The organism is Flavobacterium terrigena, from assembly GCF_900108955.1.
In the GTDB taxonomy this organism is placed as follows: Bacteria; Bacteroidota; Bacteroidia; order Flavobacteriales; family Flavobacteriaceae; genus Flavobacterium; species Flavobacterium terrigena.
In genome coordinates, this window is the sequence record NZ_FNYA01000004.1 from 1 (window position 1) to 25,304 (window position 25,304).

General features: G+C 31.7%; 28 protein-coding genes. 11 read left to right on the forward strand and 17 right to left on the reverse strand.

What is annotated here, in order from left to right:
- The first annotated feature begins 66 nt into the window (after nucleotides 1-66).
- The 3 genes from BMX42_RS07735 (at nucleotide 67) to BMX42_RS07745 (ending at nucleotide 1,122) form a co-directional block, all read left to right on the forward strand.
- Nucleotides 67-267 carry a GIY-YIG nuclease family protein gene (locus tag BMX42_RS07735; RefSeq protein WP_262487629.1) on the forward strand — a complete coding sequence of 67 codons (201 nt, stop codon included), beginning with the start codon at nucleotides 67-69 and terminating at the stop codon, nucleotides 265-267.
- A gap of 137 nt (nucleotides 268-404) precedes the next feature.
- A complete protein-coding gene (locus tag BMX42_RS07740; protein ID WP_091311792.1) occupies nucleotides 405-827 on the forward strand; it encodes a hypothetical protein in 423 nt (140 codons plus the stop codon).
- Between the two features lies 1 nt (nucleotide 828).
- Nucleotides 829-1,122, forward strand: a complete 294-nt coding sequence (locus BMX42_RS07745) for a DciA family protein (protein WP_091311795.1) — start codon at nucleotides 829-831, stop codon at nucleotides 1,120-1,122.
- 143 nt (nucleotides 1,123-1,265) lie between these two features.
- Here BMX42_RS07745 and BMX42_RS07750 read toward each other — a convergent pair whose 3' ends face one another.
- From BMX42_RS07750 to bshC, 3 genes are all read right to left on the reverse strand, one after another.
- Nucleotides 1,266-1,685, reverse strand: coding sequence for a nucleoside-diphosphate kinase (locus BMX42_RS07750; protein WP_091311799.1), 420 nt, complete (start codon nucleotides 1,683-1,685; stop codon nucleotides 1,266-1,268).
- Nucleotides 1,686-1,747: 62 nt separating this feature from the next.
- The gene (locus BMX42_RS07755; protein ID WP_143055617.1) at nucleotides 1,748-2,572 is read right to left on the reverse strand and encodes a formylglycine-generating enzyme family protein; all 825 of its coding nucleotides are present in this window, start codon (nucleotides 2,570-2,572) and stop codon (nucleotides 1,748-1,750) included.
- A 162-nt stretch (nucleotides 2,573-2,734) separates the two neighbouring features.
- Nucleotides 2,735-4,315: a bacillithiol biosynthesis cysteine-adding enzyme BshC gene (bshC, locus tag BMX42_RS07760; protein ID WP_091311805.1), complete on the reverse strand. Its 1,581-nt coding sequence runs from the start codon at nucleotides 4,313-4,315 to the stop codon at nucleotides 2,735-2,737.
- Nucleotides 4,316-4,395: 80 nt separating this feature from the next.
- On the opposite strand from bshC, the gene BMX42_RS07765 reads away from it, so the two are divergent.
- The 5 genes from BMX42_RS07765 to BMX42_RS07785 all read left to right on the forward strand — a co-directional run bounded on the left by BMX42_RS07765 (nucleotide 4,396) and on the right by BMX42_RS07785 (nucleotide 12,446).
- Entirely contained in the window at nucleotides 4,396-6,576 is a 2,181-nt protein-coding gene (locus BMX42_RS07765; protein WP_091312641.1) for a B12-binding domain-containing radical SAM protein, read from the forward strand.
- Between the two features lie 121 nt (nucleotides 6,577-6,697).
- Nucleotides 6,698-8,797, forward strand: coding sequence for an ATP-binding protein (locus tag BMX42_RS07770; RefSeq protein ID WP_091311808.1), 2,100 nt, complete (start codon nucleotides 6,698-6,700; stop codon nucleotides 8,795-8,797).
- Between the two features lie 93 nt (nucleotides 8,798-8,890).
- Nucleotides 8,891-9,376: a biotin/lipoyl-containing protein gene (locus BMX42_RS07775; RefSeq protein WP_091311812.1), complete on the forward strand. Its 486-nt coding sequence runs from the start codon at nucleotides 8,891-8,893 to the stop codon at nucleotides 9,374-9,376.
- Between the two features lies 1 nt (nucleotide 9,377).
- Nucleotides 9,378-10,817 carry an acetyl-CoA carboxylase biotin carboxylase subunit gene (gene accC, locus BMX42_RS07780; protein WP_091311816.1) on the forward strand — a complete coding sequence of 480 codons (1,440 nt, stop codon included), beginning with the start codon at nucleotides 9,378-9,380 and terminating at the stop codon, nucleotides 10,815-10,817.
- Nucleotides 10,818-10,904: 87 nt separating this feature from the next.
- Nucleotides 10,905-12,446 carry an acyl-CoA carboxylase subunit beta gene (locus tag BMX42_RS07785; RefSeq protein ID WP_091311819.1) on the forward strand — a complete coding sequence of 514 codons (1,542 nt, stop codon included), beginning with the start codon at nucleotides 10,905-10,907 and terminating at the stop codon, nucleotides 12,444-12,446.
- A gap of 74 nt (nucleotides 12,447-12,520) precedes the next feature.
- Here BMX42_RS07785 and BMX42_RS07790 read toward each other — a convergent pair whose 3' ends face one another.
- From BMX42_RS07790 to mtaB, 8 genes are all read right to left on the reverse strand, one after another.
- Nucleotides 12,521-12,715, reverse strand: a complete 195-nt coding sequence (locus BMX42_RS07790) for a hypothetical protein (RefSeq protein WP_091311822.1) — start codon at nucleotides 12,713-12,715, stop codon at nucleotides 12,521-12,523.
- A gap of 27 nt (nucleotides 12,716-12,742) precedes the next feature.
- Nucleotides 12,743-12,913 (reverse strand): hypothetical protein, encoded by a 171-nt coding sequence (locus BMX42_RS14525; protein ID WP_177169144.1) that lies wholly within the window; start codon nucleotides 12,911-12,913, stop codon nucleotides 12,743-12,745.
- Nucleotides 12,914-13,092: 179 nt separating this feature from the next.
- Nucleotides 13,093-13,434 (reverse strand): PH domain-containing protein, encoded by a 342-nt coding sequence (locus BMX42_RS07795; protein WP_177169145.1) that lies wholly within the window; start codon nucleotides 13,432-13,434, stop codon nucleotides 13,093-13,095.
- 163 nt (nucleotides 13,435-13,597) lie between these two features.
- The gene (locus BMX42_RS07800) at nucleotides 13,598-13,930 is read right to left on the reverse strand and encodes a hypothetical protein (protein WP_091311825.1); all 333 of its coding nucleotides are present in this window, start codon (nucleotides 13,928-13,930) and stop codon (nucleotides 13,598-13,600) included.
- Nucleotides 13,931-14,083: 153 nt separating this feature from the next.
- Complete coding sequence (locus BMX42_RS07805; RefSeq protein WP_091311829.1) at nucleotides 14,084-14,593, reverse strand: hypothetical protein; 510 nt, start codon at nucleotides 14,591-14,593, stop codon at nucleotides 14,084-14,086.
- A 103-nt stretch (nucleotides 14,594-14,696) separates the two neighbouring features.
- The gene (locus BMX42_RS07810; RefSeq protein ID WP_091311833.1) at nucleotides 14,697-15,773 is read right to left on the reverse strand and encodes a sensor histidine kinase; all 1,077 of its coding nucleotides are present in this window, start codon (nucleotides 15,771-15,773) and stop codon (nucleotides 14,697-14,699) included.
- 1 nt (nucleotide 15,774) lies between these two features.
- Nucleotides 15,775-16,527, reverse strand: coding sequence for a DNA-binding transcriptional response regulator (locus BMX42_RS07815; protein ID WP_091311837.1), 753 nt, complete (start codon nucleotides 16,525-16,527; stop codon nucleotides 15,775-15,777).
- 138 nt (nucleotides 16,528-16,665) lie between these two features.
- Nucleotides 16,666-17,994, reverse strand: a complete 1,329-nt coding sequence (mtaB, locus tag BMX42_RS07820) for a tRNA (N(6)-L-threonylcarbamoyladenosine(37)-C(2))-methylthiotransferase MtaB (protein WP_091311841.1) — start codon at nucleotides 17,992-17,994, stop codon at nucleotides 16,666-16,668.
- Nucleotides 17,995-18,252: 258 nt separating this feature from the next.
- On the opposite strand from mtaB, the gene BMX42_RS07825 reads away from it, so the two are divergent.
- The 3 genes from BMX42_RS07825 (at nucleotide 18,253) to BMX42_RS07835 (ending at nucleotide 20,654) form a co-directional block, all read left to right on the forward strand.
- On the forward strand, nucleotides 18,253-18,879 hold the full coding sequence (locus BMX42_RS07825) for a hypothetical protein (protein ID WP_091311844.1): 627 nt from the start codon (nucleotides 18,253-18,255) through the stop codon (nucleotides 18,877-18,879).
- Nucleotides 18,880-19,097: 218 nt separating this feature from the next.
- Nucleotides 19,098-19,352, forward strand: a complete 255-nt coding sequence (locus tag BMX42_RS07830; RefSeq protein ID WP_091311849.1) for a type B 50S ribosomal protein L31 — start codon at nucleotides 19,098-19,100, stop codon at nucleotides 19,350-19,352.
- 129 nt (nucleotides 19,353-19,481) lie between these two features.
- Nucleotides 19,482-20,654 carry a GlmU family protein gene (locus BMX42_RS07835; RefSeq protein WP_091311854.1) on the forward strand — a complete coding sequence of 391 codons (1,173 nt, stop codon included), beginning with the start codon at nucleotides 19,482-19,484 and terminating at the stop codon, nucleotides 20,652-20,654.
- A gap of 79 nt (nucleotides 20,655-20,733) precedes the next feature.
- On the opposite strand, the gene BMX42_RS07840 is transcribed toward BMX42_RS07835, so the two are convergent.
- The 6 genes from BMX42_RS07840 to BMX42_RS07865 form a co-directional block, all read right to left on the reverse strand.
- Complete coding sequence (locus tag BMX42_RS07840; RefSeq protein ID WP_091312643.1) at nucleotides 20,734-21,171, reverse strand: SRPBCC family protein; 438 nt, start codon at nucleotides 21,169-21,171, stop codon at nucleotides 20,734-20,736.
- A 1-nt stretch (nucleotide 21,172) separates the two neighbouring features.
- Complete coding sequence (locus BMX42_RS07845) at nucleotides 21,173-21,580, reverse strand: SRPBCC domain-containing protein (protein WP_091311858.1); 408 nt, start codon at nucleotides 21,578-21,580, stop codon at nucleotides 21,173-21,175.
- Nucleotides 21,577-21,957: an iron chaperone gene (locus tag BMX42_RS07850; protein ID WP_091311861.1), complete on the reverse strand. Its 381-nt coding sequence runs from the start codon at nucleotides 21,955-21,957 to the stop codon at nucleotides 21,577-21,579. The genes BMX42_RS07845 and BMX42_RS07850 overlap by 4 nt, the downstream gene beginning before the upstream one ends.
- A 34-nt stretch (nucleotides 21,958-21,991) precedes the next feature.
- Nucleotides 21,992-23,557 (reverse strand): protein adenylyltransferase SelO, encoded by a 1,566-nt coding sequence (locus BMX42_RS07855; RefSeq protein ID WP_091311864.1) that lies wholly within the window; start codon nucleotides 23,555-23,557, stop codon nucleotides 21,992-21,994.
- A gap of 103 nt (nucleotides 23,558-23,660) precedes the next feature.
- Nucleotides 23,661-24,032 (reverse strand): response regulator transcription factor, encoded by a 372-nt coding sequence (locus tag BMX42_RS07860; protein ID WP_091311866.1) that lies wholly within the window; start codon nucleotides 24,030-24,032, stop codon nucleotides 23,661-23,663.
- A gap of 21 nt (nucleotides 24,033-24,053) precedes the next feature.
- Nucleotides 24,054-25,301, reverse strand: coding sequence for a YaiO family outer membrane beta-barrel protein (locus BMX42_RS07865; RefSeq protein ID WP_218141443.1), 1,248 nt, complete (start codon nucleotides 25,299-25,301; stop codon nucleotides 24,054-24,056).
- Between the last annotated feature and the right edge of the window lie 3 nt (nucleotides 25,302-25,304).

A 25,304-nucleotide genomic window follows, 5' to 3' on the forward strand; every position in this document is an offset into this window, starting at 1 on the left:
TTTTATTTCTTTAATTTTATGTTTTACGTTTATATTCTCTACAGTTTATAGAAAGGAAAATATTATATTGGTCAGACAAATAATATGGAAGATAGGTTGCGTCGTCATAATTCTGGTTATTCTTTGTCAACTAAAAATGGAATTCCTTGGGAGTTAATTACTTCATTTAGTTTGCCAAATAGGAGTGATGCTATAATTTTAGAGAAAAAGATAAAAGCTTACGGAGCTAAACGATATTTAATTTCCGTTGGGTTTTATGAACAGTAATCGCGTCCCGTTTTGACGGGAAGGCCGCAGGTTCGAATCCTACCACCCCGACAAAAGAGATTTTCGAAAGAGAGTCTCTTTTTTTTATTTTAATTTGAAACGGATTTGTATCTTTGAATTTCAAATTATTACTTCCAATGAAAAACTATTTTTACTTAGTATTACTTACGATTAGCTTAATTTCTTGTACTTCAAAACCTAACAAAGAAGATATTGTAAAACTGAATGGGTATTGGGAAATTGAAAAAGTGGAGTTTCCTGATGGTGACAAGAAAGAATATAAAGTTAATGAATTTCTTGATTACATTGTGTTGAAAGATAATAAAGGAACGAGACAAAAAGTAGCACCACAATTAGACGGGAGTTTTATAAAAGGTGTTTTGCAAGACAATATCAAAGTTGTGGATAGTGCGGATTGCTATTATATGAAAACAAAATCGAAATTTACGAAATGGGAAGAAAAGATTGTTTCTGTTTCTGATAAAGAATTTGTTTTAGAAAACGAAGCTAAAATTGTATATCACTTTAAGAAATTCGTACCTTACGATAAAAGAAAATAAGATGAAGAGATTTAATGATGATTTTTCTATTGGAGATGTAATGAAAGAGTTTATGAATAAAAATAAACTCGAAGCTGGTTTGGATATTATAAACGTAAAAGAGACTTGGTTTAAAATGATGGGTCCGGCTTTTAAAAATTACACGGAACAAATTGAATTGAGAAGACAAACTTTGTATGTGCAATTGAATTCTTCGGTAGTGAAACAAGAATTAGAATACGGAAAATCGAAGATTATAAAAATGCTGAATGAAGAACTTGGAAAAGAATTGATTAAAGAGATTGTTTTTAGGTAGAAAAAGGCAAAAGTGAAAAGGGATAAGGCAGAAGTAAAAAGATTAGAGAATTATAAAACAGAAAAAGGCGACTTGAAATTTCAAGTCGCCTTTTTATATTTATATCAACTGCTCACTAAATAGGGAACACTGAATGTTTTTTATTAGAATTGCTCTCTTCCAGCAAAGTGGAATGCACCTTCAATAGCAGCATTTTCATCAGAATCTGAACCGTGAACAGCATTTTCTCCAATAGAAGTAGCATATTTTTTACGGATAGTTCCTTCAGCAGCATCTGCAGGGTTTGTAGCACCAATTAAAGCTCTGAAATCTTCTACAGCGTTATCTTTTTCTAAGATAGCAGCAACGATTGGTCCACGAGTCATGAATTCTACTAATTCACCGAAGAAAGGTCTTTCAGAGTGAACTGCATAAAATTTCTGTGCGTCAGCAACAGTTAATTGTGTTAATTTCATTGAAACGATTCTGAAACCACCTTCAGTAATCATGTTTAAAATTCCACCGATGTGTCCGTTTTCAACTCCATCAGGCTTAATCATTGTAAATGTTCTATTTGTAGCCATTTTTCTTAAATTTTTTGCAAAGGTAGTATTTAATTCTTTATTGCAAAGCGGTTTATTGAAAATTATTGAACAACTGTTTTTACTAAACGGAAACCATAAAATTCATGTGTTTTCTCTGGAGCAGTAGAAATTCTGTTTGCTGGTCTAGCATAATTTGGCTGACTATCCCAAGAACCACCTCTTACACATTTTTTTTCTCCACTTTCTGGTCCTTTTGGGTTTTTACCATTTTCAATTTTGTAGTAATCTTTGTTATACCAATCCCAACACCATTCCCAAACGTTTCCAGTCATATCGTATAAACCTAATTCATTTTGTAATTTACTTCCAACAACATGTGGCGTACCATTACTATTTCCTTTGTGCCAAGCAATTTCGTCTAAAGTATTACTTCCAGAATATTTGTATCCTTTAGTTAATTTTCCACCTTTTGCTGCATATTCCCATTCTGCTTCAGTTGGTAATCTGTATCCATTTGCTGCAAAATTACAAGCGTAAAATGGACCATTCATTGTATAAACAGGTGTTAAACCTTCTTTTTTACTTAACCAGTTGCAATATGAAATAGCTTCTTCCCAAGTAATATTGTTCATTGGTAATTTATCTTTCCAACCCCATTTTGGAGCTTTAGGCATTTTAAGCTTTTTCGCTTTTACGAATTGTTTCCATTCCCAAACGGTAACTTCAAATTTGCTGATTTCAAAAGAGTTTAAAGTGACTTCATGCTTTTTTTGTTCATCAACTTCTGCTGTTCCATCTAAATCATCTGATCCCATGAAAAAGTTTCCACCTTCTACTTTAACCATAGAAAAAGGAAGTGTAGTAAATGATAATAATGTAATTGAAATTAGTAGGATTGCAGTTAATGAAATTGTTATATTTTTCATGTTTTTTAAGTTAAATGTTAAATTTGGGTCATTTTTCTGGTACAAATATAGAATTAGACACAAATAAAACAACAAAAAACAGATGAATTTTAATTAAAATCGATGAAATGCAGTTTATTTGAAAACTGAAGCGCTTTTTTGAGGGATAAAATTGCGAATACTTTAAATTTTGACGATTTTAAAATGTGTTTTTAATGGATTTGACAATAAAATAATGTTATTTATGAATTCTTTTGAATAAAACTCACTGAAATTGCTTTTTCGTTCTTGTAAACTTCCATTTGTAAACAATTGATTTTGAATATCAAAAATTCGTTCCAATTTATCGGCATGAACTCTTTTTTCCGCTTTTAGTAAGCGTTTTTCCAGATTTTCTAAGCCTTTCGTTTGTTTTGCTTCTTGAGCTTTAACAGCACCTAGAAAAGATTTGTCCGTTTGCTCTGCAATTTTCAATAATTCGGAAAATTGTTTTTTTAACGTTTCTTTCTGTTCTGAAAAATCAATTTTAAAGTTGGAGAATTCTTTTGTTTTCTTATTGAATAATTCCTGTTGAGGTAAAAACAAGTCAGCCCAAGTAATTTCTAGTTTGTCAATTTTGTCTAGTTGTTTTTCAGTGACAACTACAAATGAATTTCGTACGATTAACATTGGAAAAGTAACCTTTTGTGCATTGAAATTACTTTTCAATTCTAACCAATACGCAATTTCACCAGCACCACCAATATAGGCCAAGTTGGGTAAAATTACTTCTTGATATAACGGTCGTAAAATTACATTTGGACTAAATTTTTCTGGCGAATTTTTAAGTACTTCTAAAATTTCTGATTCAGAAAATGCAATTTTCGTGTTGTTGACTTTATATAGGTTGTTTTCAAAAACAATTCGTTCGCGTAAATGATCTTCAATATAAAACAGATTAATTTCTCTTGGATTAACTTGAACAGCATAATCTTTTAAGTGCTGAATGGTTTTTGAAACTTCTTCAAATGAATTCTGATGAAGTAATTCGTCTTTAATATAAGGTGTGAAAAGTGTTTTCAAATTCGAATCGTCACCATCAATAATAATTAAACCTTCTTCTGAAAACAATTCATTGGCTAAAAAACGAGTCGCATCCGCTAAATTAGAATGTTCTAAATAAGATTTTTGGAATAATTCTTTCAAGTATTCGGCGGTTGAACCAACACCAATTGTATCTGAAAAAGCTTTATAAATTTTATCTAATCCTTCGGTCGATAATCGGCCTACTGGTCCTAAACTATCTTTTTTCCAAGTAATTTTTTTATCTTTAAAATTGAAATGATTAATTTCTTCAAAATCGTGATCTTCAGTCGCCATCCAATAAACGGGCACGAAATTATACTCCGAATATTTTTCTTTTAATTGCTTACATAAATTAATTACTGAAGCAATTTTGTAAATAAAATATGCGGGACCAGTGAATAAATTCAGTTGATGACCAGTAGTTATAGTAAAGGTTTTCTCTGATTTCAGAAGTTCAATATTAGCTTGAGTCAATTCTGAAATGGGAAAGTTTGCGTTTTGATTTTTTAAGGCTTCAGCTAAAATTTGTCGGTTTTCTAAACTATAGTTTATTGCTTTTTCATCAATTTGAGCGGCAAAATTTTCTAAGGCTGGAAAACGATGATATAAAGACTGTATTTCAGGTTTTTCATCTAAATAATCTACAATTAGTTTAGAGAAATAACCCGATTTTTGATACGTAATACAATCTGTTGGCATAGTTTTTTATTTACTTTCTACAAAAATAATCATTTTTCGCTATCAATAATTAATTTTTATCTTTGTCAAAACATTTTCTTTTGAAAAACTTGCTCCTTATCACGCCACCTTTTACGCAATTGAATACGCCTTATCCTGCAACGGCTTATATCAAAGGGTTTCTAAATACGAAAAGTATTTCTGCTTTTCAAATGGATTTGGGGATAGAAGTGATTTTAGAATTATTTTCCAAAACTGGTTTACAACAAATTTTCGATTCCGTTGAACAATCTGAACTTACAACTGAAAACTTACAACGCATTTATAGTTTAAGAGCTGATTACATCAATACAATAGATGCGGTAATCGCTTTTCTACAAGGAAATAATCCAACGTTAGCACGACAAATTTGTAGTGGAAATTTCTTGCCAGAAGCTTTTCGTTTCAATCAATTAGACGATATGGAATGGGCTTTTGGAAACATGGGAATGCAAGACAAAGCGAAACATTTAGCCACGTTATATTTAGAGGATTTATCCGATTTTATTGTAGAATGTGTCGATGAAAATTTCGGATTTAGTCGCTACGCAGAACGATTAGGTAGAAGTGCGAATTCGTTTGACGAAATGTATGCCGAATTACAAAATGAAACAACCTATATCGATAAAATCACGCTTAAAATTTTAGAAGAAAGAATAAAAGAAGTACAACCGAAACTGGTTTTAATTTCTGTGCCTTTTCCTGGAAATTTATATAGTGCTTTTCGTTCCGCTCAATTTATAAAAGCCAATTTCCCAGAAATCAAAATTTCTATGGGTGGCGGTTTTCCAAATACCGAATTACGTAGCTTAAAAGACACCAGAGTTTTTGAGTTTTTAGATTTTATTACACTCGACGATGGAGAATTGCCAGTAGAATTATTATTTGAAGCAGTTTGTCAGACTGAGCGTGTTGAAGTCCAATTCAAAAGAACATTTCTTCTAGAAAACAATGAAGTCGTTTATAAAAACAACACCACAAAACACGATTACAAGCAATCGGAAGTTGGAACACCAGACTATTCGGATTTACTTTTAGATAAATATATTTCTGTTATTGAAATCGCCAATCCAATGCACAGTTTGTGGAGCGATGGACGTTGGAATAAACTAACCATGGCGCACGGTTGCTATTGGGGAAAATGTACGTTTTGCGATATCTCGTTAGATTATATTAAAATTTACGAACCCATTGCAGCTAAGACTTTAGTCGACAGAATGGAAGAAATGATTGCTCAAACTGGTGAAACCGGATTTCATTTTGTAGATGAAGCCGCGCCACCAGCTTTAATGCGTGAAGTGGCTTTAGAAATCTTAAATCGTAAGTTGGTTGTTACTTGGTGGACAAACATTCGTTTTGAAAAAAGCTTTACACAAGATTTGTGTTTATTACTAAAAGCTTCTGGTTGTATAGCCGTTTCTGGTGGGTTAGAAGTTGCTTCAGATAGATTATTGAAATTAATAGATAAAGGCGTAACGGTAGAACAAGTGGCGAAAGTCACACATCATTTTACGGAATCTGGAATTATGGTTCACGCATATTTGATGTACGGTTATCCAACTCAAACAATTCAGGAAACGATTGATAGTTTAGAGATGGTTCGACAATTATTCGAATTAGGTGTGATTCAATCCGGATTTTGGCATCAATTTGCTATGACAGCACATTCTCCTGTAGGCTTAAATCCAGAAGAATTTGGAGTAATTCCACAACAAAACGACATTACATTTGCCAATAACGATATTCAATTTACAGACAAAACCGGAATCAATCACGATAAGTTTAGCTTCGGATTAAAAAAATCGTTGTTCAATTATATGCACGGTATTTGTTTCGATTACGATTTACAAGATTGGTTCGAATTTAAGATTCCAAAAACGAAGATTCAGCATAATTTTATTGAAAACGCTATTCTAGATTCAGATAATTTTTCACTAAAACCAACTGCGAAAATTATTTGGATTGGAAACCAACCGATTGTAGAACATTTTACTAAATCTAAAAAAGGAAATAGCTGGGAAATGTCTAAACTTATGTTTCATATGAAATCGGATTCTGTAGAAATAACCTTAGAAAGAGACAAAGCAGAATGGTTAATTTCAGTACTTCAATCTGTTTCTAATAAAAGTGAGGCATTAAAAAACATAAAACAAGATTTTGAAACGCATTTTGAAGATTTTGAATTGTTTTGGTTTAGTAAACCTATAAAAACTTTGCGCGATACAGGATTGTTAATTCTGTAACATTTTTGCGTAATAGCGTTTTATTGTGTTGTTTTATCGTTATTTTGTTGTTATTTTTACATTAAATTATGTTTTTTGTTGATTTTTTTATATATTTAAAGAAATATAGAGAAATTCATCTATGAATATAATAGTACGCAACCTCAGAAATTCAACTTATTTAAAGGTGGTAACTCTGTTATCTGTAGTTTCTTTTGGATTATTACTAATTGTAGTTTTCCTTTATTTCTATATGCGAGTTCAAGAAAAAGAAATTTTTAAGAACAGCAAAGAATTATATCAAAATGAAATCAATTCTCTTCTAAAATTAAATTCAGAATCTTATTCAGCTGTTGTAAATGATGCCACTTATTGGGATGAATTTGTAAAATTTACTCAAACAAAAGATTTAAAATGGTTTAATACATCAATTGCGATATTAATTGATACGTATGATGTAGAACATTTATCCGCTTATTCTGCAGATGGAGAATTTATTACCAAAGTCTCCACTTTAAAAATTAAAACGAAAGACTTTATCCCAAAGGAAGTTTTTAGTCTTATCAAAGAGAAAAAATTCGAGAAATTTTATATAAGAATTCCAGAAGGAATTGTAGAAATTTACGGAGCATCTATTCATCCATCAAACGATCCATTCAAAAATAAAACAAAACCGTCTGGATATTTTTTCATGGCGCGACTTTTAGATAGAGATTATTTCGCAAATATTGAAGAAATCTGCAGTTCTAAAATAAAGTTTTATACGGGTAAGGAACGAGCTTTAAAAACTGTTTTTACAACCATTCCATTACTTGATATCAATAAGAGGGAAGTGGCCAAATTGTATTTCAAAAGATCTTACGATATCGATTTTTATATTACGAAAAGTATTTTATGTATTATGGCAATGGCCATAATTTTATCGTGGGGAATTTTCTTTTTTTATGCAAATAAATGGGCGCAAGTGCCTTTGGAATTAATTAAAAGAATTTTAAAAGGAGATACGGTAGCCATCGAAAAATTAAAAAAGATTAAAGGTGAATTCCGTCATATGGGTAAACTCTTTGAAGAAAATTTAAACCAAAAAACGGAACTGATTGCATCTAAAATAAAAGCAGAAGAAAGCGATAAACTAAAATCGGCGTTTTTGATGAATTTGTCTCACGAAATTAGAACGCCAATGAATGCCATTGTTGGTTTTTCTGATTTGCTATTAGATGAGAAAACAACAGAGTTTGAAAAACACGAATACGTTAGAATTATACAATATAATAGCAGAAGTTTGCTAAGTATTGTAGATGATTTAATTGAAATGTCGAAAATTGATTCCGATTTAATTAAACCAAATTACAGTAATGTAAGTCTGGAAAAACTATTAAAAGCTGCTTATGAATCGGCAAGTTTCTCTAATAAAAACAGTAATGTTGTTGTTAAATTACAAGAACCAAGCGAAAAACCTAAGAGAAATATTGTTACCGATGCTGTAAAACTGAATCAAATTTTAGTTAACTTATTGAATAATGCCTTAAAATTCACAGATGAAGGTTTTGTGATTTTAGATTACGAAATTGATCCTGTAAAAAATCTAATTATTTTTGAAGTGAAAGATTCTGGAATTGGAATGCCTGAAGAATTTAAAGAGAAAATTTTTAAACGTTTCAATAAAATCAATGCGAAAAAGATTTCTGCAAATGAAGGTTTAGGTTTAGGATTGGCCATTTCTAAATCATATGTGGAAATGCTTGGCGGAACCATTTCTGTAGAAACAAAAGAAGGTTTGGGTTCTACATTTAGGTTTACCATACCTTTGCAATATGCTACAAATGATAATGCTGAGGTGAAAAAAGTAAACTCAATTGAGAATTACACTTTAGGAAACGAAGAAGTTGTTTTAGTAGCAGAAGACGATAATATTAATTTTAAACTTATCGAAAAACTATTGAAGATCTTTAATTTTAAAGTGATTAGAGCAGTAGACGGATTAGAAGCGGTTGAAATTTGTAGAACCCATAACGAAATTGATTTGGTTTTTATGGATATTAAAATGCCGAATTTAGATGGTTATGGCGCTTTTCAAAAAATTAGAGAATTCAATAAAGAAATCCCAATAATTGCTCAAACTTCTTATTCATTTCCTGAAGAAGTGGATAAAATTAAAGAACTCGGATTCAACGATTTTATTTCTAAACCTTTAGAAAAAGAGAAATTGTACGAATTGGTTAAAAAATACTTTAATAAGTAATATTTAAACTATATCATTTTTGCAATTTCTTGTAAATAAAATTTACTTAAACGTTTTCTTTTGCTTATTTTTACGCTCAAATTTTATGTAATTATGAGTAAACCTTATAAAATTTCAGTAAACGAAAATCAAGTTTTTAACTTTACTGAAAATAGCGTAACTGCTTTAGATGCTGTAAGTGTAGAAGAAAATCATTTTCATATTCTAAACGAAAACACACCTTTTCAGGCAGAAGTTGTCACTGCCGATTTCAATTCAAGAAAGTATAGCGTAAAAGTTAATGGAAATACTTACGATGTGAGTATTGCCAACGAATTAGATTTATTAATTGAATCTATGGGAATTTCTGTGGGTGCGAACAAAGTAGTCAACGAAATTAAAGCGCCAATGCCAGGATTAATCCTTGAAGTTTGCGTTGCAGTTGGACAAGAAGTTACCGAAAATGAACCTTTATTAATTTTGGAAGCTATGAAAATGGAAAACACGTTAGTGTCGCCTCGTAGTGGAAAAATTAAGTCTATTGCCGTTGAAAAAAGCAACGCCGTAGAAAAAGGACAATTGTTAATCGAGTTTGAATAAGATGAAAAAAATATTAGTTGCAAATAGAGGTGAGATTGCTATTCGAGTAATGCAAACCGCCAAAAAAATGGGAATTAAAACGGTTGCTGTATATTCTACAGTAGATAGAAATTCGCCACACGTAAAATTTGCCGATGAAGCCGTTTGTATTGGTGAAGCGCCATCGAATCAATCGTATTTATTAGGTGATAAAATTATAGAAGTTTGTAAACAACTAGGCGTGGATGGAATCCATCCGGGTTATGGATTTTTGAGTGAAAATTCAGATTTCGCAGAACTAGCCGAAAAAAATAACATTACGTTCATCGGACCGAAATCTAAGGCGATGAAAGTAATGGGAAGTAAATTAGCTGCGAAAGAAGCAGTGAAAGCTTTCAATATCCCTATGGTTCCTGGTTTAGATGAAGCAATTACAGATATCGCTTTAGCGAAAAAAGTAGCGTCAGAAATCGGATTTCCTATCTTAATTAAAGCATCTGCTGGTGGTGGTGGAAAAGGAATGCGTATCGTAGAAAACGAAGCAGAATTTGAATCACAAATGGACAGAGCAATTTCTGAAGCAACAAATGCTTTTGGAGATGGTTCTGTTTTTATTGAAAAATATGTGGGTTCTCCTCGTCATATCGAAATACAAATTATGGCGGATAGTCATGGAAATATCTTGTATTTATTCGAAAGAGAATGTAGTATTCAACGTCGTCATCAAAAAGTAGTGGAAGAAGCACCTTCTTCTGTTTTAACTCCAGAAATTAGAAAAGCAATGGGTGAAGCTGCTGTAAAAGTGGCGCAATCTTGTGATTATTTAGGAGCTGGAACAGTTGAGTTTTTATTAGACGAAAACAAGAATTTCTACTTTTTAGAAATGAATACGCGTTTACAAGTAGAACATCCGGTAACGGAAATGATTACAGGTTTAGACTTAGTAGAAATGCAAATTCGTGTCGCTCGTGGTGAAAAATTAACGATTACTCAAGACGATTTACAAATTAAAGGGCACGCGATGGAATTACGTGTGTACGCTGAAGATACGTTAAACGATTTCTTACCAAGTGTTGGGCATTTAGATGTGTACCAAATCCCGGTAGGTGAGGGCATCCGTGTTGATAATGGTTTCGAACAAGGAATGGATGTGCCAATTTATTACGATCCGATGTTAGCGAAGTTAATTACGTACGGTAAAACACGTGAAGAATCTATCGAATTGATGATTAAAGCGATTGCTAATTATCATATTGAAGGAATTAGTACAACGTTACCATTCGGAACATTTGTAATGGAGCATGAAGCGTTCCGTTCAGGAGATTTCGATACGAATTTCGTGAAGAAATATTACGACAGTAACAAACTAAAAGCCAAGTTCGATAAAGAAGCAGAAGTTGCGGCTTTAGTAGCTTTGAAAAGATATTTAGAGGATAAAGAGATTGTAAGAATCCCGAATTAGGGAAAAGGCAAAAGGGATAAGGGAAAAGAGTCAAGTAAAAAGGCAAAAGGCAAAAGTAATTGCTGAACGCTAAAAGCTAAAAAATATATGCAAGACAAAATAAAAATATTAGAAGATAAAATTGCCTTAGCCAAATTAGGCGGTGGTGAAAAACGTATCGCTTCGCATCATGCTAAAAAGAAATTAACGGCAAGAGAAAGAGTGGAATACTTATTAGACGAAGGTTCTTTTGAAGAAATTGGTATGTTGGTTACACATCGTACGACAGATTTCGGGATGGAGAAAGAGCAATATTACGGAGATGGAGTAGTAACTGGTTACGGAACAATCAACGGAAGAGCGATTTATATTTTCGCACAAGATTTCACTGTTTTTGGTGGTTCATTATCTGAAACTCATGCAGAGAAAATCTGTAAAGTGATGGATATGGCTTTGAAAAATGGTGTTCCAATGATTGGTTTAAACGATTCTGGTGGTGCTCGTATTCAAGAAGGTGTGCGTTCATTAGGTGGTTATGCTGATATTTTCTACAGAAACGTTCAGGCATCTGGAGTGATTCCGCAAATTTCTGCGATTATGGGACCATGTGCTGGTGGAGCGGTTTATTCTCCAGCAATGACCGACTTTACTATGATGGTGGAAAACAACAGTTATATGTTTGTAACTGGTCCGAACGTAGTAAAAACAGTTACGAATGAAGAAGTGACTTCAGAAGAATTAGGTGGTGCGAGTACGCATTCAACGAAATCTGGAGTAGCGCATATTACGTCTGAAAATGGAATTGAATGTTTGGAAGATATCAAACGTTTGTTGAGTTATGTTCCTCAGAATAATAGAGAAACAGCACCTGCGATTCCTTTTGAATTGAAAGACGAAATTAGAGAACAATTGAGTAATATCGTACCAGATTCTGCGAATAAGCCGTACGATATGCACGAAGTTATTAAAGGAATTATTGATGAAGATTCTTTCTTTGAAATTCATAAAAACTTTGCTGAGAATATTATTGTTGGTTTTGCACGTTTGGGTGGAAGAAGTATTGGTATTGTGGCCAATCAACCGATGTTTTTAGCAGGTTGTTTAGATGTAAACAGTTCGATAAAAGCGGCAAGATTTGTACGTTTTTGCGATTGTTTCAATATTCCTTTATTGGTGTTAGAAGACGTTCCAGGATTTTTACCAGGAACTGACCAAGAGTGGAACGGGATTATTACTCACGGTGCGAAATTATTATATGCCTTTAGTGAAGCGACAGTTCCAAGAATTACGGTGATTACTCGTAAAGCTTATGGTGGTGCTTATGATGTAATGAACTCGAAACACATTGGTGCGGATATGAATTTTGCTTGGCCAAGTGCAGAAATTGCTGTAATGGGAGCAAAAGGTGCTTCGGAAATTATCTTTAAGAAAGAAATTAGTGAAGCCGCTGACCCTGCAGCTAAATTATTAGAAAAAGAACAAGAATATGCGGATTTATTCGCGAACCCATACACGGCAGCGCAACGTGGTTTTATTGATGAGGTGATTTTACCAAAAGACACTCGTAAGAAATTAATAAAAGCGTACAGCATGTTAGAAAACAAACAGGTTTTATCACCGCCAAGAAAACACGGTAATATTCCTTTATAAGTACTTTATAAAAACAGAAACTCCCAATGTGAATTGGGAGTTTTTTTTTGCTTCTTATAGTAGCAAGTATAACTTTAATGTGATGCTAATATAGGAAATAAAGTTGTTAATTCTGGAAATACGTTTGTTAATTGCGGAAATGAAGTTGCTAATTTCGGAAATGAAACTGCTAAAACTAGAAACAAAGTTGCTAAAACTGGAAATGAAACTGCTAAAACTGGAAACAAAGTTGCTAAAACTGGAAACAAAGTAGTTAAAACTGGAAACAAAGTTGTTCAAACTGGAAATGAAGTTGTTCAAACTGGAAATACGGTTGTTAGTTTCGGAAATGAAACTGCTAAAACTGGAAATGAAACTGCTAAAACTAGAAACAATGTTGCTAAAACTGCAAATGAAGTTGCTAAAAGTCCATAGTAATATGCTAAAACTACATACAAAGTTGTAAAAAGTCCAAACAAAGTTGTCAAAAGTCTAAAGTAATATGTGAAAAGCACAAACAAAGTTGAAAGTATTTCTTTGTAAATAAAAAAACTCCCAATTTACATTGGGAGTTTTTTTGTGATTAGACCTGACAGGTTTTTGAAACCTGTCAGGTCTGTAGAGACTTTGTTCAGCTTGTCCTATTTCAAAACGTGATGCGCCAAAACTACACATTTACCGATTTGTTAAATTGTTTTTTAATGCTTGGTTGCGTTTCACTAGAAACCCAAATTTTCAATTCGGCTTCTAAGTCAAATGTTCCAGCGGTTTCTATGCTGAAACGTGAGATGCTTTTATAGCTTATCGATTTATATTCCGTTTTACTTCCAGTAAGACCTTGCACATCGACTAAAATTAGACGTTTGTTGGTAAAAATAAACGTATCACGAATTAACTTGAAACCTAATTCTATTTCTTCTGAATCGGTTAATAATTGACCGTATTTTTTTACTAAATCTTCTTGGCTAACGGCTCCTGCGTTACCTAGTAATGATGAAAATATTCCCATGTTTTTGTTTTTGGTTTTTGATTTATATTGTTTGTTTTTTTGCTGTGCAAAGTCTCCTGACTTTGAACTTATTTTATTTGCTTTTTTTAATGGCTCAAAGTCGGGAGACTTTGCGTAGCTGGCTCAAAGTCGGGAGACTTTGCGCAGCAGGTTTTTTATTTATTTAATCTTTTTTATCTTTAAAAAGTTCTTGAACAAGCTTTTCTTGTTCAATTTTTCTCTCTAGTTCATTTATTTTTTGTTGGGAGCTTTCAATAACACCAAAACAAACTACAGGAACAATACCAAAAGTAATTACACATGCAAATAAAACACCTCCCCAATATCCATATTGTTCAATAAGAGTACCCTTTTTTAATGGGATAAATGGTAGTATAAATGTGAAAACAACCAAAAATAAAAATAACTTTAATTTTGAATTTTTCATTTTAAATAACTCTTCTTTTTTGGATTTAAGTTGGTTTTCTAATTCTAATAGTCTGTTGCTATTATTCATATTAAAAATGTTGGTTTTATATTTCTTGGTGCTGTGCAAAGTTTCCTGACTTTGAACTTATTTTATTTGCTTTTTTTGAGGCTCAAAGTCGGGAGACTTTGCGCAGCGAGTTAGTTCGTGTGCAAATCCGAGCTATCAAGAGCATTTGTCTTTTTAAATATGAAAGTAATACTTTAAAATTAATGTTACAATTACTGATGCAATAATTCCTGAAATAAAAAGTAGGTAATCCCTCAATGCGCTTCTTTTGTCTCCTTTGTTTAGAATTGCTTCAAAATGTGTTAAAGCTTCTAATGGAACTTTTTGCAATGTTTCAACTTTGGTTTTGAGATTTATTTCTTCGTTAGAAAGTTCAGCAAGTCTTTTTTCTATTGCATCAATATTTTTTTCTTTTTCTTTCATTAATTCAGAAAATTCTACAGTTGCCTTATCAACTTCTACAAAGGCATTTTTTAAAACAGATAAAGTATCTTCAAGCCTTTGCTTATAAGATTTCTGTTCATTAATTTCTATGTCAAATAATTTCGCAATAAATTCTTGTGTTTTACCAATTTGTCCTTTTTTAATTGAACTTTCAAGAAATTCTTTTGCAATTGTTCTTAAAATTGGTAGAATTCCACCTAGTAAAGTAGCTATTAGTCCTGCAATAATTTCTATTCCCATTTTGAAATGTTATTATCTTATTATTAATTCTGTTTTTGGTTGTTTTTCGATAGCTTTGTCACTAACGTTAAGTGGTTTAGCGCTTTAGTAGCAGTTTACTATATTAGTTTTTACTAATTGGTAATTCGAATTCAAATATATTTAGTCCAATAGGTCCATTTTCTCTTGGGTTCTTATGATATTCTAGTTTGCAATTATGAGCTTCTAAGATTTGATTTGCAATCCATAATCCCATTCCCATTCCTTCTTTTGAGAATTTTTTTCCTGATTCATCTCTGAAGAATTTTTCAAAAATATTTTCTTTATTTTGGTCATTGACTAAAGGGCCAATATTTTTAACAATTACTTTTAATACGCCATAGTGTTGTTCAAATTTAATATCAATGTCTGAGCCACTTACAGAGTATTTTAATGCATTATCTAATAGTATTAATGGGATAAACTCAATTGATTCATAACAATAACAATCATCAACTCTAATTTCTGAGCTTAATTTTATATTTACATCTCTCTTTTTAGTTGATAAGTGTTCAAATAAAGCTTTAATTTTATCAAAAAGTTTATATAAGTTTATTGGTTTCTTTTTTCCAAATTGTATGCTGTTTGGGTTTAAAATTACGTCAACCATTCCTAATTGCGAAGTAATCAAATCTAGAGAATTATATAGATCTTTATAGGATTTATCACTATTTTCTAATTTTTCAGTAAAAGTATTTCCTTCCAAATTATTAATTATATCTTGTGTACAAGTATAAAAAATTGACATTGATGTTTTAAAATCGTGAAACATTGAGAAGTTTTTCTCAGTAGTTTCATTAATTCTTTTTTCTAAATATAATTCTATCTCTTGAATTTTTTTTGAAAACAAAACAACTTCATTTCGATTTATTTGCCATTCTTTTCTAACATCTTTCCTTCCATTTGGAACTGATTTATTATCTTGAAAAATTAAGCCATTAATGATGAATTTTATTTCTCCTACTATAGATAAAATATTATTATAACCCTTTGAACAAATATATTCTTCCAAATTATTATTACTTTCTGTTAATTTTAAACAATCTTTTTCATTGCATTTTTCAACACAAGTTTTGTTTTGTTTTAACTCAATTGAATCGATAAAATCATTTTCAATAATAAAAGGATATTTTGATAAGGCTTTTATAAGTTCTTTATCCATTTTATTTAAAAAATTTTATAATTGTTTCACTAAGGCTTTTAATTTGTTTTGCTAGGTCTGTTCTATTTTGTATGAATTCTAAGGATTTATTCCAATCAGGAGCTTTTTTTCGTTTAATTGCTTTAGCGATTTCTGCTTTTATTTTTTTTATGTTACTATCGCTAATGTTGTTTTTTAAAAGTAACTGATCTAAAGCACTTATATATCTGTCAGGTTTAAATTGAGTGGTAATTAAATTATCTAAAATATTCTTAATCTTTAAAAAATCACTTGGTTTAGCAATATTCTCGTCTGCAAGTTGAAAAAATTCAATTTTACTTAAATCAAAGCTATGTTGAGAATAAGAAATTATTATTTGCGCAGGATTATTCTTTTTTAAACTTATTAATACGCCTAGACCATCATCCTCAGAAATATGTAATGCTACACCTTTTATATCTAGAACTATTATATCAAAAAAACCATTTTCCAACTTACTATAATCTTTTACAATGTCCCATTTGTCAATTGTATATCCTTCATCCTTAAATAATTTTGTTGGAAAACTATTTTCATCATCAATTACTATAATTCTTGTTCTTTTTTTTAATTCATCAAACTCATCAGAAATTTTAAAATTTTTAAGATTTATATTTTTATTAGTCCAAATAAAATTTTTTGAACTTCCTGTTATACTGTTATAAATTTTTGTTGATGCAAAATTTAAAATTGAACCGCCAGCAGCGACTATTAAACCTGTTGCTATTTCTGTCATTTTTTTATTTAATTTTAAGTTTAATACTTATTTATAAAAAATTTAATAAACTATTATCTATTTTCCCAAACATACAAAAAATCCCACAAAAAAAGACCGCTAAAAGCAGTCTTTCTATATCAGTTATCAACAATTTTATTATGCAGGTACGTTTACAAATTCCATGCGTACCAAACCATCATCGTCAATTTTAGTTAGTGTAATTTCGTGTAAAGTGTTGGCTAATTCTGGGTTCCAAGGCGTTTTTACTTTTACGTAGTTTTCGGTAAAACCAGTAATGTAACCTTCTTTGTTTTCGTTTTCAAACAAAACCGTACGAGTCGTGCCAATTTGACTTTCATAATACGCTCTGCGTTTTTTCACAGAAAGGCCACGTAACATTTTACTACGTTTACTTCGCACATTACCTGGCACTGCGCCTGGCATATTTGCGGCTTCCGTATTGTCGCGCTCACTATACGTAAACACGTGTAAATAAGAAATGTTCATTTCATTTAAATAATTGTACGTTTCTAAAAAGTGTTCGTCGGTTTCACCAGGAAATCCTACAATTACATCCACACCAATACAAGCGTGTGGCATTACTTCTTTAATTTTATTTACGCGTTCCGTATAAATTTCACGTTGGTAACGACGCTTCATTTTTCCTAAAATTTCATTGCTACCACTTTGTAATGGAATATGAAAATGCGGAACAAACGTGCGGCTTTTACTCACGAATTCTATCGTTTCGTTTTTTAGTAAATTAGGCTCAATGCTTGAAATTCTTAATCTTTCAATACCATCAACTTTGTCTAATTCTTGTACTAATTCTAAGAAAGTATGTTCGTGTTTTTTATTTCCAAATTCACCTTTACCGTAATCCCCGATGTTTACACCAGTTAACACAATTTCTTTAATGTTTTGCTCTGAAATTTCTTTGGCGTTTTTCAACACATTTTCCAAAGCATCACTTCTCGAAATCCCACGCGCTAACGGAATTGTACAATACGTACATTTATAATCGCAACCATCTTGTACTTTTAGGAAAGCACGCGTTCTGTCGCCAATAGAATAACTGCCCACATAAAAATCGGCTTCTTCAATTTCGCAACTGTGCACTTCTCCCATATCGTTTTTCGATAGGTCGTTGATGTAATCGGTGATTTTAAATTTTTCTGTAGCACCTAAAACCAAATCTACTCCATCAACTGCGGCTAATTCTTCTGGTTTCAGTTGGGCATAACAACCCACAGCAGCAACAAAAGCTTTGTCGTTTAGTTTCATTGCTTTTTTCACCACTTGTTTAAACTGTCTATCGGCATTTTCCGTTACCGAACACGTGTTAATCACGTAAATATCGGCTACTTCTTCAAAATCCACTCTGTCAAAACCTTCGTCATTGAAGTTTCTGGCAATAGTAGAAGTTTCTGAAAAATTCAGTTTACAACCTAGTGTATAAAAAGCTACTTTTTTTCTATCAGACATAATCGTTTTCTTTGGGCGTGCCCTTTCAGGTCGTGCTATCCGTTACAATCTTTTTTATTTGTGCCTTCGAGAGCACTTCGACAGGCTCAGTGTGACACCTCAGGCGACAATTAAAAAAGGATTTCCACTCTTATCACTCACGCAAATCGGTTGCAAAATTACGTATTTTTTATATAAGGCGCAATAATTTGCCACGAAGACGCTAAGGCGCGAAGATTTTGATTTTTTTATGTATTTTAGTCGATAATTTTAAAACCCATGAAAAAAGCCATATTACTTTTATTTATACTATTTTCAAATTTGGTATTTTGTCAAAACTTACCTAAACTTCAGTTAAGAGATGCGGTAATTGAAGATACGTTAGTAAATGAAAAAATAGATAAAGACGAAATTTGTGTAATAATCAAAAGTACAGGTGGTTCATTTGCTCATGATACTTATTTCTACTTTTTTTTTAAAAGCGAGAAGAAAATAAATGCTTATATAGTAAGTACACCTAAATCATATTTGAAAAAAAATAAAAAATTAATAACAACAATAGATAAAACGGAATTAAGTTTAGAAAATGAAAAATTACTTTTTTTAGCTTTAAACTCTAATCAAACTGCAGAATTTCTAAATTTTACCCAATCTGATTTTAAGAACATAACAAACGAAAAAGAAAGACCTTGTTTAATAAATGATGCTTCTGGTTGTTCTATGACATTTATACAAAACGGAAAACAAAACACGTATTATTATCACGCTCCCAAATACATGCTTGAAAAATGTAATAATAAAAGCATAAATAAAGTTACTTTAGAGAAATACATTCAGCTTTTAGATTTATGGCAAGTCAATAATCTATTTAAAGATTATTTTTTTAAAAAATACATACAAAAGTAAAATTAAACTTAGCGAATTTGTGTCTTTGTGGCAAACCAAAAGCATATAGTTTTGTGCCTTTATTTTTCTTTTTAAAAAAGTTTGTAGGTTTAATATAAATACCTATATTTGCACCCTGAAATAAAAACAAAATTAACAAAAGGTTATAAGGCGTTTACACCTTTTTATTGTAAAAAGCCGCGAAACAAATTATAATCATACATTTAAAGATTTACAAAATGAGAAAAGGAATTCACCCAGAAAATTACAGATTAGTCGCTTTTAAAGACATGTCTAACGATGACGTATTCATCACAAAATCAACTGTTGAAACTAAAGAAACTATCACTCACGAAGGTGTTGAGTATCCAGTTTTCAAAATGGAGATTTCTAGAACTTCTCACCCTTTTTACACAGGTAAATCTAAACTTATTGATACTGCAGGTCGTATTGATAAATTCAAAACTAAATACGCTAAATTCGATAAAAAATAATATCAAATTTATCTATCATACAAAACCTCGAATTTATTCGGGGTTTTTTTATGCGCTAAAGGGAAGGATTTTTTTTGCATCGTCAATTTAATTATTTTACTTTTACCATTCAACTTTGAAATTCACAAAATGAACTATATACTTTTTGATGGCCCGCATCGTAACGCTTTGTTGCCATTTACTTTCACCAGACCTGTTGCCGATATTCGTGTTGGGATTTTAACCATTCGCGAAAAATGGGAAAAACATTTGGGTTCTACCACTACGACAATCACCGAAGAATATTTGTCAGACAAATGGCCCATGGTGGAAATGGAAAACAACGTGATGATTAACGCGTCGTTTTTACCAACGGAAATTTTGGTAGAAATGATTAAGAATTTAGAGTTAAATCAGGCGATTTTTCAAGAAGAAGAAGTCGTAGCGTTTTATGCTAAAGAAGGTGAAGAAGTCGATTTCGATTCTTTTGAAGTGATTGAGTTTACTAACGAATGTATAAAAATAGAAAACACTTGGGATATTTTCCAAAAAAATGACGTTGCTATTCGTGAAGATTTCGAATTGCTAACAGAAGATAGATATTCGCAACCGATTCCTAAATCGGTTAACGTAATTGCTCCAGAAAATATTTTTATAGAAGAAGGTGCTAAATTAGAATTCGTAACCTTAAACGCAGCAACAGGACCGATTTACATTGGTAAAAATGCTGAAATCATGGAAGGTTCTGTGATTCGTGGACCTTTTGCTTTGTGCGAATCGGGAAGAGTGAAACTGGCAACTAAAGTATATGGCGCAACTACGGTTGGACCACATTCAGTAATTGGTGGTGAAGTGAACAATTCGGTTTTATTTGGCTATTCAAATAAAGGGCATGATGGATTTTTAGGAAATGCCGTTTTAGGAGAATGGTGTAATATTGGTGCAGATAGTAACAATAGTAACCTGAAAAACAACTACGAAGAAGTGAAATTGTGGAGCTACGAAACGGAAAATTTCGCTAAAACGGGCTTACAATTTTGTGGTTTAATGATGGGAGATCACAGTAAATGTGGTATCAACACGATGTTTAACACGGGAACAGTAGTTGGAGTTAGTACCAACATTTTTGGCGCTGGATTTCCAAGAAATTTCGTTCCAAGTTTCAGTTGGGGTGGCGCTTCTGGATTTACAACATATGTAACCAAAAAAGCTTTTGATACGGCTAAAATTGTAATGGCGAGAAGAAATGTAGAATTTTCGGAAGAAGATGCTAAAATTTTAGAGCATGTTTTTGAAGAGACTAAAAAATATAGAAAAGAGTAAGCACTTTTTAATTTAACATATAAGTCATATAAGTTTTTAAAATAAATAGAAACTTATATGACTTATATGTTTTAAGAAATTAGTTTTCGCTTAAGTTTTTCACCAATTCAATGGCTTTTGGCATATGGTCATTGAAAAACCCAACATAATTCTCTAAAGTGTCCACTTTTACGGTTAGTTTCGTTTGGTTGTTTGCTTCTTTTAATTCGTAAATTTCTTTAGAATTTGACCATAATTTGGTTTCTTCATCTAAAGGCATTTCTTTCAAATCCATAATGTTTCCAATGTGTCTGAACGACATCAATTCATTATCAATTTTCTTCTCAATTACGCTATACATTCCATTTCCATTTGGATCTAAAAAATGTACGGAATCGCCTTCATTCCAGTTGCTCACTGCGTATGAACCTTCACAAAAAGCGGTTGTCCATTTTCTGTAAGTGACATCATCCCATAAAACGTTCCAAACCTTTGAAGCTGGTGCGTTGATATCTACTGTAAATTGTAGTGTTGTCATTTTAATTTGATTCAATATATTTTTTGAAATTATCCAAAATCATTTGCCAACCAGTTTGTTGCATTTCTTCTGAATTTACTTTTTCAGGATCAAATTTTTCAATCAATTCGATACCTTCTTCAGTTTCTTGGAATGTGACGAATATTTTTCTATCATCTGCTAAAATGTAGCTTATTTTTGCAAATTCTTCTATTTCGGTATAAATTCCGCTAAAATCGAAGCTCATTTCACCGTTTTTAGCTGCCATTGTGTAGGTAAAAGATTTTCCTACTTCTAAATTGTTTTCTGCTTTCGGACAATGCCAATCTTCGCCAGCGTGATTCCAATTCATTACGTGTTTCGGATTGGTAAAATAGTCCCAAACTTGGGCTAATGTCTTGTTTTTGATTACTGTGCTAACTGTTATCATTTCTTCTTATTTTTTATAATAGATAGTTTTAGGTTTTCTTCGACTCTAAATTTAGTAATTTTTTCAATTAAATCGTACGGAATCGGTTCAGACAATTGGAATTGAATTGTTCCTTTTGAAAAGTTATAGTTGGTTAATTCGTCTTTAAAATGTTCCACACCAGAAGCACCAGGATAAAATCCAATGTGATTTTTAAAGTTAGCAAAATGTACCAAATTACCATGAAGTTTGAATGTCGGAATTGCATAACTAATTGTTTCCGTGGCTTCGGGAGCTACTTTTTTGATGGTTGCTCGAACTTTTTCAAAAAGCACAGCAATTTCTGCTGGTTGAATAGCAATGTATTCGTCTATGGTTTTAAAATCATTTTTAATCATCCTTTCTAATTTCTAAAAATCTAAAATATCTAAACTAAGAACTACAACTCAACATCGAACTTCCAATTTTTTGTCGCGCCCAATCGGGTCTTTTGGCGAACCATTTTTCAAAATCGGGTTGTTCATCGTACGGATTTAAAAGTAGAGTATACAATTCGTCAATTAAAGAATAATTTTCTTTTTCGGCTAATTCAATCGCCATTTGCGCCATATAATTTCGTAGAACGTATTTCGGATTTACTGAGTTTAATTGCAATTTTCGTTCATCATCTGAAGTTGTTTCTTCTTTTAAAATCGTCAAATATTGAGCAAACCAAAAATGCCAAGTTTCTAAAATAATTCCAGTGACTTCTTCAGATTTATAAAAAGAAAAGTTGATTTTCGAAACACAATCTTCAACGGAATCTTCTTTATTGATTTGATTCAAATTTCTGAAAAATATCGTAAAATCGGTTTCGGTTTGTTCTAAATTGTAGAGTAATTGCTGAATTAACTTATCGTTTTCTTCATTTTTAGAGGTAATTCCGAGTTTTTTCAACATCATTTCCGAAAAGTCTTCGTCGTATTTTTTTGCGAAATTATTTAGAATCGTTTCTAAAGGTTCAGCTTCTTCCACTAACGGATATAAGGCATTTGCCAATTGGTATAAGTTCCACAATGCAATATTGGCTTGGTTTCCAAAACGGTATCTTTTGCCTTCTGCATCTGTGGTATTTGGAGTCCAATTCGGATTGTAATCTTCTAGCCAACCGTAAGGTCCGTAATCAATTGTAATCCCGTGAATGCTCATGTTATCGGTATTCATTACACCATGAACAAAACCTACACGTTGCCAATGCACAATCATTTCTCGTGTTTTTTCGGCAACAGAGTTAAAGAATTCGATATATTTTTCTTTTCCTTCAAGTTGAATTTCAGTATAATAATTCGAAATCGTATAATCAGCTAGTAACTTTAAATTCTCAATATCATTTTGAGACGAAAACAATTCGAAACTTCCAAAACGAATAAAACTTGGTGCTATTCGGCATACAATCGCACCTTTTTCCATGGCTGGATTTCCGTTGTACATCACATCTCGTAAGACTTCGTCACCAGTTGAAACTAGAGATAAAGATCGGGTAGTGGGAACGCCTAAATTAAACATCGCTTCGCTACATAAATGTTCACGAATAGAAGAACGCAAAACCGCTAAACCATCGGCACGACGTGAATAGGGTGTAGCGCCAGCGCCTTTTAATTGTAAGGTAAAAATTTGATTGTTGTTTTCAATTTCTCCTAAAACGATGGCTCTTCCATCGCCTAATTGTCCAGCCCAATTTCCAAATTGATGTCCGGCATAATTCATGGCGAAAGGTTTTGCATTGGAAACAATTTCTGCTCCAGAGACTAATTTTAAAAAGGTTTCTGATTGTACGAATTCATCTGAAAAACCTATTAAATTCTGTACTTCTTTAGAAATATGAATCAGTTTTGGTTGACTCGGAATTTTTGGTGTTACGAATGAGAATGCGGCTTTCGGAACTTGACGTGTGTAATTTTCTTCAATAGTATCTGAAGGTAAATTAGTGGTGAATTTATGTAGAAATTGAATAGACATAGTTGTAAAATTGTCTATCAAAAGTACTTATAAATTTTCAACTATTTCAATGATTGCTATAGTTTTAAGAATTATTTAGAGTTTTGTTTTAATTCTAATTGTTCTATTTAGCAATCAGAAAAAAGCGTTTTACTCTTAATACTAATTCTACTGGATTAAATGGTTTTGCAATTAAATCATCAGCACCTAATTTAAAGGCTTCAATAACCGTTAAGTCTTCTTTTCCTAAAGATGAAATAATAATAACAGGAACGTCAGGAAAATTAGCTTTAGAGTACGAAGTAATTTCTAAGCCTGATTTGTACGGAAGCATAATGTCGGTAATAATTAAATCGGGTAGAAAAGAATTGATTTTTTCCAAACCAATTAAACCATCTTCAGCAAATTCAATTTCATAACCTTCTTTTTTCAATAAGAATTCGATTATGTTTTTGATGATCTTATCATCTTCAATAATTAATATTTTGTTATTCATTTAGTAGGGGGTTGTTTGATTTTAAAATAAGTATGTCAAATCAATGGAAATGTTGTATTCGTTTTGAAATTTTTCTGGATAATATTCTTGATTGTTGAAGCTTGAATTTACTCCAATTATGTATTTTTTCGCGAAAAGTTTACTGTAACCTGCACCAAATCGGAAAGAAGTTAAAGCAACTCTATCTTGAAACTGTGTTAGCGTTTGTCTTTCATCGGGAGAAGTTCCGTAACCTAAGTTAAATGAAAAATAGTCGTATTTTGTGTTGTAATAATGTCTGAAAGTGGATGAAAACGAAGGATATAATTTTGGTTCATTTATTAAGAATGAAGTTCTGAAATTGATCCAATTGTTTTTGAAATATTTCCCTAAAGCCAATATTCCAGAGCTTAATTTTATGTCTTGTTGTTGGTTGTATCGGTAACCAATTTCTGTTTCAAACCCTTTTCCTAGCGTTAAATAATAAGAGTATAAAAATCGGAATTCTGGAAACACTTTTCCTTCGCTAAAGCCTATATTTGCAAATGAATAGCTTTTTTTCGTAGTTTTAAAATACGATTCTATTTCATAAAAATAACCGAAATTAGCACTAGCGCCGTTGATTCTTCTATCGATATAACTAATTCTTCCGCCAATTGAAGCTTTGTTGAATTGTTTCATGTAATTTACACTGCTCAAATGCCACGGCCCGTAGTTGTCTCGACTGAATGAAGTATAACTATAATTCGCACCAATTCTATTTGATTTCATGTTACTTTTTACTTCTCGAAGTTGGTTAGTAAACATTACATTTTCTGGATATTTCGCAGTTAAAAACTCCAAATATTCCAAACTTTTTTTAGGATTTTCTTCGCTATTTATAATTTGAAGTTTTACTAAGTAAAACTCTTTTTCTTCAGGATAAATCGCAATTCCTTTGTTGATAGTTGCTAAAGCTGCTTCGTTATTCTTCCCATCTAATTCAGTCTTACTCAAAAACACAAATGCTTCTTTGTATTTTGGATTGGCATCAATAACGTGTTGAAAGTAATATTTAGCACTGTCAATGTTTTGTTCATTTTTATGAATTCTTCCTAAAGCCATATGAAAATCTAAATAATCTGGCGCTACTTTTAAACATTGATGTGCTATTTTTTTAGCTTTAAAATACTCTTTTGTATCAGATTTTATAATATTGTTTGTCACTACCAATAAACTATCTGTGTTGATTTTTTGAGCAAAAACAGAGTTGCAAACGCCTACAAAAAATAATAAAAATTTAAGTTTCATACT